We start from the raw sequence: 17532 nt of genomic DNA, 5'->3' as shown, positions 1-17532 counted from the left end.
CTCAATTGAAATTCATCCATTTTAATTCTCATTCGATTAAAGAACCGAAGTTCTTCAATCTTGTATCTCACTCGTTGTTCAGTTTTCAAAGATCAATTTCTCATTTAGTTAACCACTTCGCCATCGACTCAGTTAGCATTCGGTGTCTCAGCAGCAACTCTTATATATTATCATGTTACCAAGCATTTAAGCAAGTCATAATTTTTACCAGTTTATCTTTTCTTACGAAATTAAACTGTATGAACTACTCTCATGCTCCCGCCAAATTACTTACCAAGCAATCGGCCGGAATAATAATATATCATGGAACCCAAGTGAATTGCAAGTGTTATTTCAAAAAAGAATTTTTCTAAATAAATCCAACCTTTAAATCCCCGGCAATTAAGAACATCATATCCGCCAGACTCCTCATCAATATAACCCGGGCATAATTCCATATGCCCGGGCTGAAAGCTTTTACGATCCTAATGCTGTGTTAATTGCCTTAGCGTAGTCTGCGGGTGAGCCATAGTTCGGATATTTAAGCATATCGTCATAAAGCCACATGAATCCTCCAGTAATTCCGGCGGATGACTTCCAATTCGTCATTCTGCTTTGGACCTGGCTCGGAGTGTTCCCATAGGTCGGGGTCTTACTGTCTAAACCGGGCATTACGGGCATACCTAAGTTTTTACTCCAAGTCGCCGGATCATTCCAAGATCCGCCTGAGTATACCTGAAGGTATACGCGGTCCACCTTACTTCCCAATTGTGTTTTGATACTTTTCCAATAAGTCACATTGGAGTAAGGACACAGGGTAATTTTGTAGCCTAGGCCAGAAAGCATATTTCCAAGTGATACACTTGTGTTAACATCATATAAGTCCTCATCATCGAAGCTGGCTGCATCTGCGCCCAGAGCCGTCTTAAGAGCACTAAAGTTCTTGTACAAGATACTGCTTGTCCCAGTCCCTTGAGATGCGATTAGACTCTTAATGTTGTGAAAGTCATTAACATCTGCTGAACCGATGCTGATTTCAATCCGTTTAACAGATGTCGGGGCCTGTTTCAAGGAGGCAAGCTCGCTCGGCCATGCAGCTCTGCCCACATACTTGCCTTGGGAAACAACCAATTGGTCGTTGTAGACCAGGTCCCCATTGCTGTTCACATGGATGGTCCACAGCATCACTGTTGTGTATCCTGACGATCTCAGACTGTTCATGGTGGCTGTGCCTCCAGAATAGAAAGGTCCCCCGCCGTAGATCACCGATTCACCTGACCCCGCAGCCGATGCCCCTACCGGGAGAACTCCGAGCAGCAGCCCGAAAATCGCCAGCAAACCTAAAAGCCTTTTTTTCATCAATTCAGCCTCCTCTTAAGCTTTTTTTATTTTAATCCACTGCTTCAGACAATTTGTTAGCTCCGCTCTCCGCCTGCAGTTCAAATCACGGAGTCAAAGACTGGGCAGTAGAATAAAACCACCGTTCCTTGTTCAAACATCACCCTCCCGGAATTGAATATAGCGCTTTCATTTTGATGCAGCCCTGCTGTGTGATTAAGATAACATATCCTAAATTTTCAAAAAAGTGGATAAATGCTAGATTTGCATCTAGAAATTAAAGATTGAACCTGATTCTTGGCGGTCTCTTCCTCCCCACTCATCAAAATGTTATGTGGACTTTATTCTTTTCAGTGACTGCCCCTCACATAACCCTCTTCCCCTTGAATATATATGGAGAATAGATCATTAAGCCTTATTACGAGGGAGGTGCCTGGCTATGCCGTCATCCGATAATTCTCTTTTTATCGTGTCCAAGGAAGATTGGTCTTTGCACCGTAAAGGATACCAGGACCAGCAGCGCCATGAGAAGAAAGTGAAGGAGATCATTAAACAGAATCTGCCGGATTTCATAACGGAAGAAAATATCATCATGTCAGACGGAAAACAGATCATTAAGGTGCCTCTGCGCAATCTGGAGGAATACCGGTTCGTGCATAACTACCAGAAGCAGAAGCACGTCGGTCAAGGGGACGGGGACTCCCAGGTGGGCGATGTGCTCGGCCGGGATAACTCCAAACAACCCGGTGCAGGTGAAGGGGCGGGCGATCAGCCCGGGATTGATTTTATGGAAGCCGAGATCAGTATTGAGGACTTGGAGGATATGCTCTTCAGTGAGCTTGAGCTTCCGTTTATGGAAGATAAAGATAATGACCAGATCGAAATTGCCGATATCCGCTTCAACGACATCCGCAAGAAGGGGATCATGTCCAACATTGACAAGAAGCGGACCATTCTCGAGAACCTCCGCCGCAATTCCACAGGCGGCAAGCCTGGCATTCACGGCATATCCCCGGATGATCTCCGCTATAAGACCTGGGAAGAAATCGTAATTCCCCGTTCCAATGCCGTCATTATCGCCATGATGGATACCTCCGGTTCAATGGGCACCTTCGAGAAGTACTGCGCCAGAAGCTTTTTTTTCTGGATGACCCGGTTCCTCCGACGGCAATATGAAAAAGTGGAAATTGTCTTCATTGCCCATCACACCGAAGCCCGGGAGGTCAGTGAAGAGGACTTCTTCACACGAGGGGAAAGCGGCGGAACCATCTGCTCCTCAGCCTACTTAAAGGCGCTTGAAGTGATTGACAAGAGATATCCGCCTTCAAGCTATAATATTTACCCGTTTCATTTCTCCGACGGGGATAATCTTACATCCGACAATGAGCGATGTGTGAAGTTAATCGGCGAGCTGCTGGATAAGAGCAATATGTTCGGATATGGGGAAGTGAACCAATACAACCGGGGAAGCACATTAATGTCCGCCTACAAGCATATTAAGAAGGAACGGTTCCTTCACTATATTATTAAGGAAAAGGGAGCTGTCTATCACGCCCTGAAGAGCTTCTTTCATAAGCAGGAAGGGAGGTTCGCGTAAGTGAGCAGTGAAATGGAGCAACTTGAGAAGGCCATTGCGGAAATCATGGAGATCGCTGACAGCTTCGGTCTGGATTATTATCCGATGAGATATGAAATATGCCCGGCGGATATCATCTATACTTTTGGAGCCTACGGCATGCCTACCCGCTTTTCACACTGGAGCTTCGGCAAAACTTTTAATAAAATGAAGCTCCAATACGATTTTGGCCTCAGTAAAATTTATGAGCTCGTCATTAACTCCAACCCATGTTATGCCTTCCTGCTTGACGGCAATAGTCTGATTCAGAATAAGCTGATCGTAGCTCACGTGCTGGCTCACTGTGATTTCTTCAAAAATAACGCCAGATTCTCGGCCACCAACCGGAATATGGTCGAGAGCATGGCCGCCACCGCAGAAAGAATCAGCCAGTATGAACTAATTCATGGGACAGATACAGTGGAAAAATTCGTGGACGCGGTGCTTTCTATACAGGAGCATGTGGACCCCCAGCTCATCAAGCCAAGGCGTCTGGATAAGAAACGTTATACCGAAGCCAAGATTCGCGAGCTCAAAGAAAGAGTCAACCCTATCAAACCTGTCACCCCATATGATGATCTCTGGTCAATAGACGACAAGCCTGCGGCAGGTCCTGTGGAGCATCCCGTTTTCCCTCCGGAACCGGAGAAAGACATCGTATGGTTCATCCAGGAATATTCCGAAACTCTGGAAGACTGGCAGAGGGATATCATGAGCATGCTTCGGGAAGAAATGCTGTATTTCTGGCCGCAGATGGAGACCAAAATCATGAATGAAGGCTGGGCCTCCTACTGGCATCAGCGCATTATCCGGGAACTGGATCTGACCAGCGAGGAGACGATTGAATTCGCCAAGCTCAACTCCTCTGTAGTGCAGCCTTCAACCCAGAGCTTGAACCCCTACTATCTCGGTCTGAAAATATTTGAGGATATCGAGCGCCGCTGGGATAAGCCAACTCCCGAGGAGCAGGAGCGCTTCGGCAGGAAGCCGGGCAAGGGACGCGAGAAGATCTTCGAGGTTCGTGAGCTGGATTCGGATATCTCATTCATTCGGAGCTATTTGACTAAGAGCCTGGTACAGGATCTGGATCTGTATGTATTTGAGAAGCAAGGGCCCGAGTGGACCATTACCGACAAGTCTTGGGAAAATGTCCGGGACCAGTTGGCCCTGTCCCGGGTCAACGGGGGTGCGCCCTACATCGTTGTCCAGGATGGGGACTATCAGCGGAGCGGTGAGCTTGTGCTCAGACATAAATATGAGGGAATCGAACTCGATCTTAAGTATCTCGAACGTACTCTTCCCCATGTATATCAACTGTGGGGGAAAACCGTTCATTTGGAGACGGTCATTGAGGAGAAAAAGGCCGTGTTTAGCTTTGACGGGCAGAAGCACTACCGGAAGTTTGTAAGCTGATGTTTTACCAGAGAGGTTAAACATAAGGAGGAGTTCTTTACGGGCTCCTCCTCTTCTGCGTTTAATTTCGCGCTGTGGTCATCTTGCCATCTGGTTATCAGAAAGATTAAGTCTCCGCAAAATATCGCAGCTCTCTTGTCCCTAGACTTCGATATCTGATCGCCTGCTAAATAAGGCTGGGGAGAAGCATTTGCATGCAGCAACTTAATATATAGAACCGATATAGAACCGGACAAGCTGTCTTCAGAGCAGAAGGCATAAGACCATCACAAATGGGGATTCTAGGATAGACCCTTTAAGCTAAACTCTACAACACAAAGGAGCAGTGAAACATGGCTATTCTAGGCGGCAACCCTAAGGACGAACCGCTGCATTACGGGGAAATTTTTGGGGTATGGCAATGTTCTACCAAAGGTAAGGGTTCTTTATCCTCCTTCCAGGCTTATCTGAACCATGCTGGGGACAAAGATCTGAAGGACATACTTAAGGACCTGATCGACCAGACTACACGGGAAATAAAAGAAGCCGATGAAATTCTGCTGGCGAACGGAATTCCGCCAGTCCCAGCTTTTCCGGAGAGACCGCCTGCGGATCTTGAAGAAATTCCGGTTGGCGCCCGCTTCTCCGATCCGGAGATCGGTGCGGCTGTAGCAACGGCTGTCTCCATGGGTATTGTGGAAGCAAGCCAGGTTATCGCTATTTCGATCCGGGAAGATATAGGGGCTTTGTTCCTTAAAAACCACGGATTAAAAGCGGCTCTCGGCGCCCGAATTCTCCGCCTATTGAAAGATAAAGGTTGGCTTGTCCCTCCTCCTCTTCAAATCAAAAGACCGGACGGCGAATAAGTCCGCTCCCTAGACAACACAAAACAAAACCTCCTATCCCCACGAATCTGTGGAACTGGAGGTTTTGTCATATTAATCCCCTACCTTAACGATTCAGCAGGCTTCCCACATAACGGAGAAGCTCATTCGCGCAGACAGGGCAGTAGCCGTGATTATCCATTAACCGCCGGCTGACCTCATTAATCCGCTTAAGCTGATTCTCGTCCGGCGTTTTCGTGGAGGTGGTGATTTTGACAATATCTTTGAGATCCACAAACAGCTTCTTCTCAATAGCTTCCCGCAGCCGTTCATGGTCGTTGTATTCGAATTTACGCCCCTTCCGTGAATAAGAGGAAATGCGGATTAGAATCTCTTCGCGGAATGCTTTCTTGGCATTTTCGGAAATCCCAATCTGTTCTTCAATTGAACGCATGAGACGTTCATCCGGATCAAGCTCCTCATCAGTCAGCGGGTCACGGATTTTGGTCCAGTTGCAAAAGGCCTCAATGTTATCGAGGTAGTTCTCAAACAAGGTCCGCGCAGACTCTTCAAATGAGTAGACGAAAGCCTTCTGGACTTCTTTCTTGGCAAGTTCATCGTACTCCTTACGCGCAATCGCGATGAAGTTCAAATACCGCTCGCGTTCCTCTCTCGTAATGGAGGCATGCTGATCCAGCCCATCTTTGATGGCCCGTAAAATATCCAGCGCATTAATGCAGTGAAGATCCTGCTTAATCAGGGCACTGGAGATCCGGTTAATCACGTAGCGGGGGTCAACTCCTGACATCCCTTCATCCAGGAACTCATTTTGGAGTTCCTTCAGATCAGCCGTCTTGTAGCCCTCCACCTCTTCACCGTCATAAAGCCGCATCTTCTTAAGAAGATCAACCCCCTGTTTCTTGGAGTCCTTGAGCCGCGTAAGAATCGTGAAGATCGACGCCGCCCGGAGCGCGTGAGGCGCAATGTGAATATGGCTCATATCACTTTGACCGATCAGCTTCGCGTAGATCTTCTCTTCCTGGGAGACCTTGAGGTTATAAGGAATCGGCATGACAATCATCCGGGATTGGAGAGCCTCATTCTTCTTGTTCGCAATAAACGATTTGTATTCGGATTCATTCGTGTGGGCCACAATGAGTTCATCAGCGCTAATCAGAGCGAATCGGCCCGCCTTGAAATTCCCCTCTTGGGTCAGCGACAGCAAATTCCACAGGAACTTCTCATCACACTTCAGCATCTCCTGGAATTCCATCAGACCACGGTTAGCCTTGTTCAGTTCCCCATCGAACCGGTAAGCCCGGGGGTCCGACTCCGAACCGTACTCTGTAATCGTGGAGAAGTCTATGCTTCCCGTCAAATCCGCAATGTCCTGGGATTTCGGGTCCGAAGGGCTGAAAGTACCGATTCCAACCCGTGCATCCTCGGAAATTTCCAGCCGTGTTACTCTTACATTCTCAATGTTATTGTCATATTCCGTCTTAAGTTTCATCTGGCAGACCGGGCATAGATTCCCTTCAATCCGGATGCCAAGCTCCTTCTCAACATCCGCACGCAGCTCCAGCGGGATCAAATGCAGCGGGTCCTCATGCATGGGGCAGCCCTCAATAGCATACAGTGCACCCTGATCCGTCCGGGAGAACTTCTCCAGCCCCCGCTTAAGCAAGGTGACCAAGGTGGACTTCCCCCCGCTGACGGGTCCCATCAGCAGTAGAATCCTCTTGCGCACATCCAGCCTACGGGCAGCCGAATGGAAGTATTCCTCCACCAGCTTCTCGATGGCACGGTCCAGACCAAAGATCTCCTGCTCAAAAAACTTGTAGCTCTTATGTCCGTTCACTTCTTCAACGCCATAAGAGGTGATCATGTCATACACACGGGCATGAGCCGTCTTGGCCGGAGACGGGTCTTTCTTAAGCAGCTCGATATATTCTTTAAAAGTACCGCTCCATGCCAACCGTTCGCTTTCTGCCCGGTATGCCGCAACGCGTTCAAAAATATCCATGCTTGGTACCTCCTGTGCTTCCGAGTTGAACTACGCATCTATTTCTGTCTTTAGAGCAGTAAGTCACGAGCTAACAACGGTAAATAGAAAAAAAGGATACTACATACTTATGCGAGCTTATACGATTAATTGACGATTTTATCTTAATAACATTTTTCCCATTGGTTAAATAAGAATTGAGATGACTCCTTGCCTCCAACCGCTTGTGGTATACTTCAGTTCAAAGGAATATAGGCATCAGCCAAGGAAGGAGCCGTTCAAATGGCGGTTCAACACGAGACCGAACTGTATAAGCCGCTGAAGCTTTTTTTTGAGGCGCAGGGCTATGAGGTGAAAAGCGAGGTCCGCCACTGCGATCTGGTCGGATTCCGTCCAGGTGAGGAGTTCCCTTTGATTGTGGAGATGAAAAAAACCTTCAATCTGGCTCTGCTCCTGCAAGGCATGCAGCGCCAGAAGCTAAGCAAGGAAGTATATCTGGCGGTGGAGAAGAACCGTCAAAAAAAGGGAGCTCATAACCAGCGCTGGGGTGAGATTACCCAGCTATGCCGCAGGCTTGGACTGGGACTGATCACGGTGACGCACTATAAAACCAAAAAGCCGTTCGTTGAGGTGCTCTGCACTCCGGAAGGCTCGGCAGTCTACGGCCAGAAGCCGATGAAAGCACGATTAAACCGGCTCGCAAATGAATTCCGCGAACGGAGCGGAGATTATAACGTAGGCGGCAGCCGCGGCCAGAAGCTGGTCACGGCTTACCGCGAGAAGGCCCTGCGGGTGGCCGAAGTTATGGCCAGCTGCAGCGAACCTATGTCACCGCGCGAAATCCGTGACCAGAGCGGAGTGGGCCGGGCGGCCGACATCCTCCAGCGCAATTATTACGGCTGGTTCGTCCGGATTGCCCGCGGCCGCTACTCCCTCACGCCTGAAGGCGCCGCAGCGCTGAGGACTTATGAGCAGGTGACGAACAGCCACCGGATGTTCGCGGCAGCCGAAGAGCCGTCTGAGGAGACGATCAAGGAAGAGGCCGCCGCGGCAGCAGCTGGGCTGGTGGATCTGATGGAGCGGATGTAATGTAGTGTCACCGGCTTCGGCCATATCTCTTTATGAGTTCGGCATTCCATAGCGAGCAGCTGTTGATGGATTGGATCTCGCGCTGACATGAGCAGAGCAGAATCTTGACTCCCGTGGCATTGATCTAAAATAGTATCGGTCTTGATGGGCTTGACATTGGGGTTCCTATCAACATGCAAGAAGCAAGTGGATTTCCCAGATGGTCTTTCATGGCTGTCCCCAAGGTAAGAGGGAACGGCCGAATCAGTTGGAGGATTCCGTCAGCGACCCGAAGCGGTGCGGGCTTTTCACAAAAAGGCTCGCGTTCAGCCCTCCCAGCGGGCAGTGAACTCCGCCGCCGCATCCGCAAGGCGCGCAAGCCCCAGCCGCATCCGCTGCCGGCTCTGCGCCGCCAGCGACAGCCGCAGCGTACGCGGGCTGCCCGCTCCCGCGTAACACCACGGCGCGCCCGGCAGGAACGCCGCGCCATGAAGCCGCGCCGCCCGCAGAAGCGCGCCGCTATCCAGCCCTGCCGGCAGCTCGCCCCACAGGAAGCGGCCGCTGCCGGCAGGCTGCTGGAAGGCAGCCCGGAGGATAGGGCTGCCTTCCAGCAGCGCAAGAGCTTCCGCTCGCCGGGAGGCGTACTCGCGGTTCAAGGCGGCGGCATGCTGCGGCCAGCTGAAGCCCGGCCGAACCAGCAGCGCCGCCGGTGCTCCCGGGAGGCCGCTGTGCCCGGCCTGCTCCGGGAGCTTCAGCCTCGCCTCCTGCAAGCGCTGAACCAGCGCACGGTCGGCTCTAACCCAGGCTGCATGGATGCCGTGCCCATCCATGGAATCCAGCTCGGCCGTCCTTGCCCCGGCTCCCCGCTCCAAGGCTTGGGCGTATATAGAGCCTTTAAGGTAGCTTTCCTCCCCTGGAACAGGTGCGCGGCCGCCGCTTCGGTCGGCCACGGTCCAAACCTCATTTTCCAGCGCCACCTCAAGCACCTCAGCCCTTCGCCGGGAACTCCAAGAGATCCCACAAGTATCCGATTCATCCGGCGTGAAGTAAATGAGCCTCGGCTTATGCTTCCGAATCAAAGTTCGGCATTCCCCAGGAAGCATCCCATCCGGATCACAGGGCACCCCGATAATTTCTACTCCATTCCTATGGAATATTCCCCTGGCAGCAGGCGATACCGGTGTCTCCACCAGCACCTTCTCTCCCGGCTTCAACAGCACGTTCGCAAGCAGTACGAGAGCCCTTCCCCTACCAGCCGTGACAAATAGACCCTGCTCATCTTCCAGAGCCGGACTATCTCCGTGTCGGAACCACCCGCTTATTGCCCGGGTTACCTCCGCCTGAAGAACTCCCTCCCCAACCAGACTCAGGAGTTCTTCTTGAACCTCTCCCTTCCAGGCTTCATGTGCGGCTTCCCGCCAGCCGTCCGGGAGGAGTCCTGTCTCGAGACCCTCCTCCGCCAAGGAGATAAGCCCATCTCCAGGTGGTCTCTTCTCTTCATGGCCTAATTTTCTATTCGCCATCCCCCGCTCACCTCCAAATCTCCGCTTGTTTCCTATACCTATGGAAGTCCAAGGTGCCTAATACCCGCGATTCTGACTTTTTCTCCAACAAATCTCTTTGAAAACATTTACATTTTTTGCGGTCAACAGGGCGAAATGATAGAATGATAGAATGTTAAAAAGGTAAAATTTAATAGAAAATGCTTTGAGGTGATTTACATGTCTTTCTCTACGGAGCCTGTTTCCACGCCTCCCGCAACGCGCAGCCAGAGAAGCCGGGGAACGTCCGTAAAAGTATTTCTGGTAATCTGGCTCGTGCTTATTGGGGCGGGGATTGCCGCAACCTACTGGTACAGCAACCATCTTCAGCAGGCCATGCTGAAGAGCCTGGATGCCAAGTGGCAAACCCAGACGAATGCCATTAAGGCGGATTACAACGCCAAGCTGACCTCCCTGTCCAAGGAAGTGGGCGAACTAAGCAGCAAAGTGCAGTCTTTTAATGAGCTGTTGACTTTTACGAAGGACAATGCAAGCAATAAGACCGACAACAGCAACAAGCTGTACACCCAGTTAAATGAAGTCAAAAAACAACTTAATGCTCTTCAGAGCAAGATGGACCTGCTGAAATGAACATTCAGGTCAAACAAGTTAACCGGTTCTTTATGCTTGCAACAGCCCCTTTCTTCGGTCTGTTCATCGCTTTGCTGCTCGGAAGCGTTCACCTGAACTGGGAAGGACAGCAGGTGGACCTGTCTGAGCCGAAGGAGCTTCATCAGCATGTAACCACATTGTCAGAGGGACTGACTAATGCTGAAGAGACAGCTAAATATACGATTTCCACCATTCGCAAAACCTCGCTGCTGTATCAGAAGACGACTAGTGCAATGTCGCAAATTGTCTCATCGGCAAGCTCGGCTTCCCGGCGCCCGGAAATGATCTATGATCACCGGATCACAGCCAAGTTCGGAACAACTCCCTTTGAGACCGTGCAAAGCGACAAGATCCGGATTGAGCTGTATAAGATTAATCCGGGGAATTATAAAGGGTACGCCATGAAAATCAAACTCAAAACCCCTTCAGCCATGAAAATGGCTGTGGCCGGCGACAAGCTCGGCGCCGCAGAGACGACCATGCAGGCAGTCAAGCACAGCGGTGCTGTTGCCGGGATCAATGCCGGCGGATTCGCGGATTCAGGCGGCAAGCGCTACCCGCTCAGCACCACGATCCTGAACGGCAAATATTTGACCGGCTTTGAGCCGAGCTATAAGGATCTATCCTTTGTCGGCCTGAATCAGTCCGGCAAGCTGATCGGAGGAAAATTCTCCAGTCAGGACCAGCTGGACCGGTTGAAGCCTGCCTTCGGGGCCACCTTCGTTCCGGTGCTTCTGCAGAACGGGTCCAAGACCCCCATCCCGGCCAAGTGGATAACCTCCCCTTACCGGGCGCCCCGCACAGTAATTGGCAGCTACCGGGATGATCAGCTCCTTGTACTCGTTGTTGATGGTTATGACGAGAAAGGCGGTTCCGGCGCGTCCCTTCCAGAGCTGCAGGACAAGCTGTACAATTTGGGGGTGCAGAGCGCCTACAACCTGGACGGCGGTGGATCGACCTCGCTCATCCTAAACGGCAGAGTGATTAATAAACCTTCAGACGGATCGCTGCGTCCGGTCCCTACTCATTTTTTATTTTTCAAATAATAGAGCTTTTAATTTTATATCCGGGATGGTTATAATAGGGGAAGAGAGTAATTGCCTGGAGGTGGCCTTGTGTCCTTTTCACTAACGTTCTGGATTATTACCTTGGTATTTGCCCTGTTTGTGGGCGGAATTCTAACTGCAGCTTATAACGATGATAAAACTAAAGGCTTGTAATGAAGAAGAAGCACTTCCACCTGGAAGTGCTTCTTTTCGTCCCTTGTCCGGGCATATAAAAAGCGCCGCTGCTTAGCGGCGCCCCAACCAAGACAAAAGCTTACGCATGTCTTGGTAAGTGGTTCATTTCAACCAGGCATTGTCCACAGATGGACCGTTCTTTGAACTCGCTCACATCTTCCATATTTCCACAGAACACACACTTCGGACGATAACGCTCAAGGATAATATGATCCCCTTGTACGAGAATTTCGACAGGGTCCCCTTCATTCATTTGATATCTCTTCCGAAGCGATTTGGGTAAGACGATTCTCCCCAGTTGATCCACTTTACGGACCACACCAGCAGGTTTCATAACAAGCACACCTCTCCCGAAAAATATAAACAGACCGTGCATGAATAGGGCTCTTCACTGAAGATATAATAAAGCTTCCCCCTTCTTATATCGGCAGAAAAGCAAAAGATGGAAGGTCTTTAAATAAATTTATTTCGGCATTTTTTTCCTGAATCCTGCTTAACGATCTAATTTTTGTGATAATTCACGAAAAAATCGCAACTTCAGACATATTTACACATAAAATCCTTACCTCATACCAGGAAAATCCAACTGCCTCAGCGCTTCATACACAATAATTGCAGCAGAATTGGACAGATTCAGCGAGCGTACCTTGTCGGTCATTGGCATCCGGATTAAGCTGTCTGGATGAGCCTCAAGGATTTCCGGCGATAATCCTTTGGTTTCCTTGCCGAAAACAAAGAAGTCCCCATCCTGATATTGATAGTCACTGTATCTTTTGTCCCCTTTGGTGGTGGCGAAGAAGAATCTGCTGCCTTTATACATCTCCTCAACCTCTGCGAAGGAGTCATGGTATTCGATATGAACAGCGTACCAATAATCAAGGCCGGCGCGTTTCAGCGTGGCGTCATCGGTACGGAAGCCGAGCGGGCGGACAAGATGCAGATGGATTCCCGTAGCCGCGCACGTACGGGCGATGTTCCCGGTATTCGCCGGAATTTCAGGTTCAACGAGTACAATATGTAAAGCCATGATGAGTGAAGCCCCTCTCTTGTGCGAAAGATTACATCCAAATTCATCCTTGTATTATATCACGTTCTTCCCCTATTCAAACAGCCTGCCTTATTCTCTTCGGCGTATCCATACATCCTTATACCGTACTTTGCCCCATGCATTCAGGCTCATCCCTCCAAATGCCCCGTCATAGTTCGCGGTCTGCACACTGTGGTACAGAGGGATGGGATATTACAGCTTCTACGAATAGTTCCGCAGCTTCAAGCAGCTTACTTTACTACTAACAGGCAGCCGGAATAAACCGGCCGCCTATCGTCATCCATCATTACTAACAATTCAGAAGAGCATACACTGTTCTGTTTTATTGATTGTTTTGCTTGGCGTTAATCGTTTCAATAGCCTTCTCCAAATATACATCTCGCCCTTCGCGGACTTCCTTAATCGTTCGCTCCACCGGCACGGTAGGCTGAATGCCGATGAGATGGTGCTGGCTGCCGTCTTGTTTCAAGGTTACTAGACCTGTCCATCCCACGATACAGCCACCCGGCAGTTGAATAAGGTTCACATCTCCGTTCGCCCCCGCAGTCGGTTGTCCGATAATATCCGCCAATCGGTAATGTTCGACGATACCCATAATTGTTTCGGAATAGCTAACTGCGCCTCCATAAGTCAGAAACGCCACTTTGCCCTTTAATTTCGATTGCTCCGGTTCATGTGTATCTTGTATAAGATTAAACTTCACGTTTTCATGATCCGGAAATACAAACAGAGGCATATGGAATTGCGGCGTCTGGAATGGAGAATCCGTTAGATATTTCAATATATTTATCCCAATTGTACCCGGATACGGATAACCTCTTAAATCGAAGATTACGCCTTTTGCATGTTCCAGCTTTGAGAGGTTCTGTTGGAACATGTCTTCGGTCAACCTTGTCGGATTAACGTAATAAATACCGTCCTTTACCTGTTCAACAACGCCTGGCGTGATGAATTCATCTACTGCTCGTTCGCCATAAGGAATGGTAAGGTAAAGCTTGTTCTTGCCTCGCAGCACCGCCAGCTTGAGATGGCCACCTTTTTACCTGTATAAAATTCAAATACACGTCGTATATCGTCGGAGCTTCTGAAGGGTTTCACATGCTGTTTACGTATCATTCCCGGCTGCTCACTCTCGTATAAAACGGCAAAAGGTGATTTCAAGGTTTTAAAACTCAAGCTGAAGGAGACAAAATTGAGTTTTTATGTATTTTCATCATAAGCTGTTTTATCAGGATTATAACCGTTTGGCAAGATCACCTTATTTAAAACCCATGGGTTATAACCAATCCCACTGGTTTAAAACAGGCAGAACGAAAAAAGTCGCTCCCGGAATCCAGGAGCGCCTATATTATACTCAGTTATAGATAATTAGAGCGTTCGTCCGCGATGTTCTCATATTCCCTCAATATTTTGTAAAAAGTATTCTTCTTCAGTTCTCATAATCAAGACTCCTGCTAGTTTATAAAGGTGATATTATCATTGCAAACGTTTATAAAAACAAAATAATACCTTTATAGCGAATATAGCGAAAAAACTTCAGTTTTCCAAGCCTCCCTAAAGGTATATCTCTAGGGAAGCTACAGTTAATCAGATTAGTAGACAAACAGACTGTAATTTTTTTTAATTTTTACACAACTTATCCAATTTTATCGTTGTTATTATATAAAGAAAGAAAATAATCTTAACTATTAGGAGGTAAGTTTAATGAAAAAGAGATTCAAATTAGGTACTTGTTTATCTGCCCTTCTACTTTCTTTAGTCTTAGTTGTGCCAGCAAGTGCATCAAGTAAATCAGGTGACATTTTAAACGCAAATGAAAGTAGTAAGTTGTGTACTGAACAAGGACTGCAAGAATTTGCTAGTCAACAAGGGGTTGAGCTTAAAAGAGAAGTAAGCTCAACAAACACAGATGTAACTAATCTTGTAATTGATGATGCGGAGGCAGCAACTCTATTAATTGAGAAACTTGGTATTCAAGCTCCTGATGGAAAAAAGGCAGTTAAATTCATTTCCCCTGTGCTTAATTCTGACAGCCCTCTTAATCTTAATAATGAAGTAAGTCCAACTGAAATTGGAGGTAACGAGTATTACTTAAAAAATGTTCAAAATGCAGGCTATGCCTGTGGGAGTGAAGCATTAGGAAGATCGGAAGCTCGTGCAGATGGCATTAACCATAATTTAGGACTAAATATTACTAAATCTGTGGCCGCTACTTTTTCTGCAAACGTTGGTATAAGTGCAGAAATAGTCTCAGCAGGCGTAGGTTACAGTGTAACTGATACTTTTTCTGTAAGCGCATCTGACTCTGTTCAGACCAATGGAAAAGCAACTGTTCTTGCTGGTTACGCAAAGTATGAAGTAAAGACTTTCGATATTTGGGAAGATGATCCTATTTGGGATGATTATGTTGGATCAGGTAGAGCATTAAAACCGTGGTCTGTGTGTTTCGCTGTTTTCCAATAAACAGTTCAAAAATTACAATGAGAACCATCCTAAAAGATGGTTCTCATTTAATAATTATGTATATAATAAGTAATGAAAGTAGGTGAAATTATGAGAATTAGAAAGCCTATCCCTAGGTTGTTAGTCCTCATTATCTTGGCCATATTTATTATTGCGGGTTGTGGCCGCAACGATAATTCTGGGTTAAACAATGTTGTTCAAAATGAAAACCAAAATATAGAGAGTTTTTTAGAAGCACATAAAAAATATGTACGAATTCAACCGAATGGTTCAAACCCAGAGCTTAAGGATATTGTGATTGATGATCCTATAATAGCCCAGAAATTTGCTGACACATTTGGCATGAATGAAGGAAGAAAAGTCACCAGGATTATGTTGCCAATGGAATAATAAACTATTTTTATAAGCAAAATTTAAAACCCCCTTGACAAACACCTCTCCCTGCTTCAGAACATGCTTCTGAAGTAGGATTTCGCCATATGCAGAGATCCCATATCCACCCTCGATTGATCCAGGCATAGTGGTTGCGTAAATCCAAGCAATTAGACGATCGGCCTGAACTTCACAGATATCATAAGAAAAGAGGTGGCCCCCTGTATCGGGGATCACCTCTTCTACCTATTTCCTCCGGCGTATCCATACATCCTTATACCGCACTTTGCCCCATGCATTCAGGCTCATCCCTCCAAATGTCCCGTCATAGTTCGCGGTCTGCACACTGTGGTACAAAAATAGAACATTATAGCTGCTTCGAATCAGTTCCTCAGCCTTAATCAGTTCCTTGATTCTTAACTGGGCGTCGCTTTCCGCGGTACATCGCCGGATACAGGCATCCACTTTCACTGCCACATCGCTGCCCAAATGTCCACGAACAAACGAGGTGGCCGAGGTATACAGATTGATTAAGGTTAAGTCCGGCTGCTCACCCAGTACCTCTCCGCCAAGAATCAAATCCGCTTCCTTGATTCTTTCCGGCTCGGACAGCTCTCTTATCGGAAAAGCACGCCATGCCAGCTGTATGCCCAAGCTTCTGCAGCACGCCTGGATCCATGCTGCGTTCTCCTCATTGCTGGGCATAGCATACGTGTACAGCCACAGAGTCTCGCCTTGGTAGCTGGATTCGGACAGCAAACGGCGGGATTCCTCAAGTAGGGCTGGCTGGATGCAGCCGCTGTCTCCCGGGTAAGGGAAAAATCCGGCCGAGGATCGGGCTCTGATTCCGCCCAATTCCCGAACCATTTTGCCGCGGTCTATAGCGCTATGAACGGCCTGGCGGAATTTGGTGTCCTGTAGAACTCCCGGCTTTTTCATATTAAAGGTCAAATAAGTGCTGCCCTGCTCAAGCTGCTGCAGATGGGGCTTGGCTCCACTCAAGATCTGGGCTTCAAAATAAAGGAGCTGAGCCTTCGGGTCCTGGGGCTGCAATGTATGAATCCCCTGATAATTGGGCCATACCCACATCTCGATGCGGTCCAAATGCGGGCGGGTGCCAAAATACTGCTCATGGGCCTGCACAACCAGCATGGACGCGTCATTATGAGTTAACTTGAAAGGTCCTGTTCCAATAGGATTCCGGGCGAAGCTGGCTTCATGCAGATCAGCCGGCACGATACAATACCGCTCTGAAGCCATCACATTCATAAACAATCCCATCGGGCGGTCAAATTGAACTTCAAGCTCATATTTGCCGTGGGTCTGAATCCGCTGTATGGCGGACAGCATCCAGTCTTCCGGCTGGAAGCGGCGCACACGCTCCAAGGTAAACTTCACGTCCTCTGCGGTCATACGTCTGCCGTGATGGAACAGGATTCCCTTCCGCAGGTGAATGCGCCATATCTGGCCGTTGTCCTCACTTTCCCATGCATGTGCCAGTCCAGGAACCAGCCTGCCCTCTTCGGCAGAATATGTGCATAAGGGATCAAATATCTGCTCGATCCAGTGAGCCTCAGTCCTGCGGATTACCCCTGCCGGGTCCAGATCAGGGACCTCCCTGTAGAAAGGAAACCTGAGGATGTCGATGGACTCGCCCCCTGGAACAACGCCGAACTGGGAGGATAACCATGCTGCAAAGATTTCGGCCAAATGCCCGTCCTGGAGTGAATCCACAAGCTCTAATGCCTCATTAAGCCGCCCCTCTTGAACCTTATGGCGAGCCAATTGCAGAACAAGATCTTGATGTGAGGCTAGGAACGTCAACCTGGAGAGGTGTCCGCGCCCACGGCCGGGCTCCCAGACCAGCAATTCCATCTGGCTCATGCGCAGGAGCAGGAGCTGGGCGTTCCTGCGCGTACATCCAAGGGCATCGGTTAGCTCATCCATCTTGACTGGAAAAGCCTGATCCTCCCCTTGCAGGGAGTATCGCTGTCTAAGCCGGAAATAATATTTTTCAATTTCCATCTGGGTCCACTC

Annotated in this window: 15 protein-coding genes; 8 read left to right on the top strand and 7 right to left on the bottom strand. The window is 48.6% G+C overall.

The window, feature by feature from the left end; all coding sequences use genetic code 11:
* Window positions 1–456: 456 nt before the first annotated feature.
* Window positions 457–1338, bottom strand: a complete 882-nt coding sequence (locus KJS63_RS22305; protein WP_213621118.1) for a hypothetical protein — start codon at window positions 1336–1338, stop codon at window positions 457–459.
* A gap of 418 nt (window positions 1339–1756) precedes the next feature.
* Here KJS63_RS22305 and yhbH point away from each other — a divergent pair, with 418 nt between their 5' ends.
* The 3 genes from yhbH to KJS63_RS22290 all read left to right on the top strand — a co-directional run bounded on the left by yhbH (window position 1757) and on the right by KJS63_RS22290 (window position 5190).
* Window positions 1757–2914, top strand: coding sequence for a sporulation protein YhbH (yhbH, locus tag KJS63_RS22300; protein ID WP_068619959.1), 1158 nt, complete (start codon window positions 1757–1759; stop codon window positions 2912–2914).
* A gap of 12 nt (window positions 2915–2926) precedes the next feature.
* On the top strand, window positions 2927–4345 hold the full coding sequence (locus tag KJS63_RS22295; protein ID WP_213621138.1) for a SpoVR family protein: 1419 nt from the start codon (window positions 2927–2929) through the stop codon (window positions 4343–4345).
* A 332-nt stretch (window positions 4346–4677) separates the two neighbouring features.
* Window positions 4678–5190, top strand: a complete 513-nt coding sequence (locus KJS63_RS22290) for a DUF3231 family protein (protein WP_213621117.1) — start codon at window positions 4678–4680, stop codon at window positions 5188–5190.
* An 85-nt stretch (window positions 5191–5275) separates the two neighbouring features.
* On the opposite strand, the gene KJS63_RS22285 is transcribed toward KJS63_RS22290, so the two are convergent.
* Window positions 5276–7171, bottom strand: a complete 1896-nt coding sequence (locus KJS63_RS22285; protein ID WP_213621116.1) for a PrkA family serine protein kinase — start codon at window positions 7169–7171, stop codon at window positions 5276–5278.
* 261 nt (window positions 7172–7432) lie between these two features.
* Between KJS63_RS22285 and KJS63_RS22280 the strand changes: the two genes are divergently transcribed.
* Window positions 7433–8239, top strand: a complete 807-nt coding sequence (locus tag KJS63_RS22280; RefSeq protein ID WP_213621115.1) for a DUF2161 domain-containing phosphodiesterase — start codon at window positions 7433–7435, stop codon at window positions 8237–8239.
* Window positions 8240–8544: 305 nt separating this feature from the next.
* Here KJS63_RS22280 and KJS63_RS22275 read toward each other — a convergent pair whose 3' ends face one another.
* The gene (locus KJS63_RS22275) at window positions 8545–9741 is read right to left on the bottom strand and encodes an aminotransferase class I/II-fold pyridoxal phosphate-dependent enzyme (protein WP_213621114.1); all 1197 of its coding nucleotides are present in this window, start codon (window positions 9739–9741) and stop codon (window positions 8545–8547) included.
* Window positions 9742–9939: 198 nt separating this feature from the next.
* On the opposite strand from KJS63_RS22275, the gene KJS63_RS22270 reads away from it, so the two are divergent.
* Both KJS63_RS22270 and KJS63_RS22265 read left to right on the top strand, forming a co-directional pair.
* Window positions 9940–10350: a hypothetical protein gene (locus KJS63_RS22270; protein ID WP_213621113.1), complete on the top strand. Its 411-nt coding sequence runs from the start codon at window positions 9940–9942 to the stop codon at window positions 10348–10350.
* Window positions 10347–11417 (top strand): phosphodiester glycosidase family protein, encoded by a 1071-nt coding sequence (locus KJS63_RS22265; RefSeq protein ID WP_213621112.1) that lies wholly within the window; start codon window positions 10347–10349, stop codon window positions 11415–11417. Before KJS63_RS22270 ends, KJS63_RS22265 begins: the two co-directional genes overlap by 4 nt.
* A gap of 274 nt (window positions 11418–11691) precedes the next feature.
* On the opposite strand, the gene KJS63_RS22260 is transcribed toward KJS63_RS22265, so the two are convergent.
* The 3 genes from KJS63_RS22260 to KJS63_RS22250 all read right to left on the bottom strand — a co-directional run bounded on the left by KJS63_RS22260 (window position 11692) and on the right by KJS63_RS22250 (window position 13675).
* The gene (locus KJS63_RS22260) at window positions 11692–11946 is read right to left on the bottom strand and encodes an AbrB/MazE/SpoVT family DNA-binding domain-containing protein (RefSeq protein ID WP_068622459.1); all 255 of its coding nucleotides are present in this window, start codon (window positions 11944–11946) and stop codon (window positions 11692–11694) included.
* A 228-nt stretch (window positions 11947–12174) separates the two neighbouring features.
* On the bottom strand, window positions 12175–12639 hold the full coding sequence (gene trmL / locus KJS63_RS22255; protein WP_213621111.1) for a tRNA (uridine(34)/cytosine(34)/5-carboxymethylaminomethyluridine(34)-2'-O)-methyltransferase TrmL: 465 nt from the start codon (window positions 12637–12639) through the stop codon (window positions 12175–12177).
* Window positions 12640–12982: 343 nt separating this feature from the next.
* Window positions 12983–13675 carry a S41 family peptidase gene (locus KJS63_RS22250; protein ID WP_213621110.1) on the bottom strand — a complete coding sequence of 231 codons (693 nt, stop codon included), beginning with the start codon at window positions 13673–13675 and terminating at the stop codon, window positions 12983–12985.
* A gap of 689 nt (window positions 13676–14364) precedes the next feature.
* Here KJS63_RS22250 and KJS63_RS22245 point away from each other — a divergent pair.
* Window positions 14365–15123: a hypothetical protein gene (locus KJS63_RS22245; RefSeq protein WP_213621109.1), complete on the top strand. Its 759-nt coding sequence runs from the start codon at window positions 14365–14367 to the stop codon at window positions 15121–15123.
* Between the two features lie 90 nt (window positions 15124–15213).
* Window positions 15214–15513, top strand: coding sequence for a hypothetical protein (locus tag KJS63_RS22240; RefSeq protein ID WP_213621108.1), 300 nt, complete (start codon window positions 15214–15216; stop codon window positions 15511–15513).
* 228 nt (window positions 15514–15741) lie between these two features.
* On the opposite strand, the gene KJS63_RS22235 is transcribed toward KJS63_RS22240, so the two are convergent.
* Window positions 15742–17520: an ABC transporter substrate-binding protein gene (locus KJS63_RS22235; protein WP_213621107.1), complete on the bottom strand. Its 1779-nt coding sequence runs from the start codon at window positions 17518–17520 to the stop codon at window positions 15742–15744.
* Between the last annotated feature and the right edge of the window lie 12 nt (window positions 17521–17532).

The sequence above is a fragment of the Paenibacillus sp. J22TS3 genome, assembly GCF_018403205.1.
Lineage (GTDB): Bacteria > Bacillota > Bacilli > Paenibacillales > Paenibacillaceae > Fontibacillus > Fontibacillus tuaregi.
Note: the sequence above shows the minus strand (reverse complement) of the source record. Positions and strands in the feature narration are given on the sequence as shown.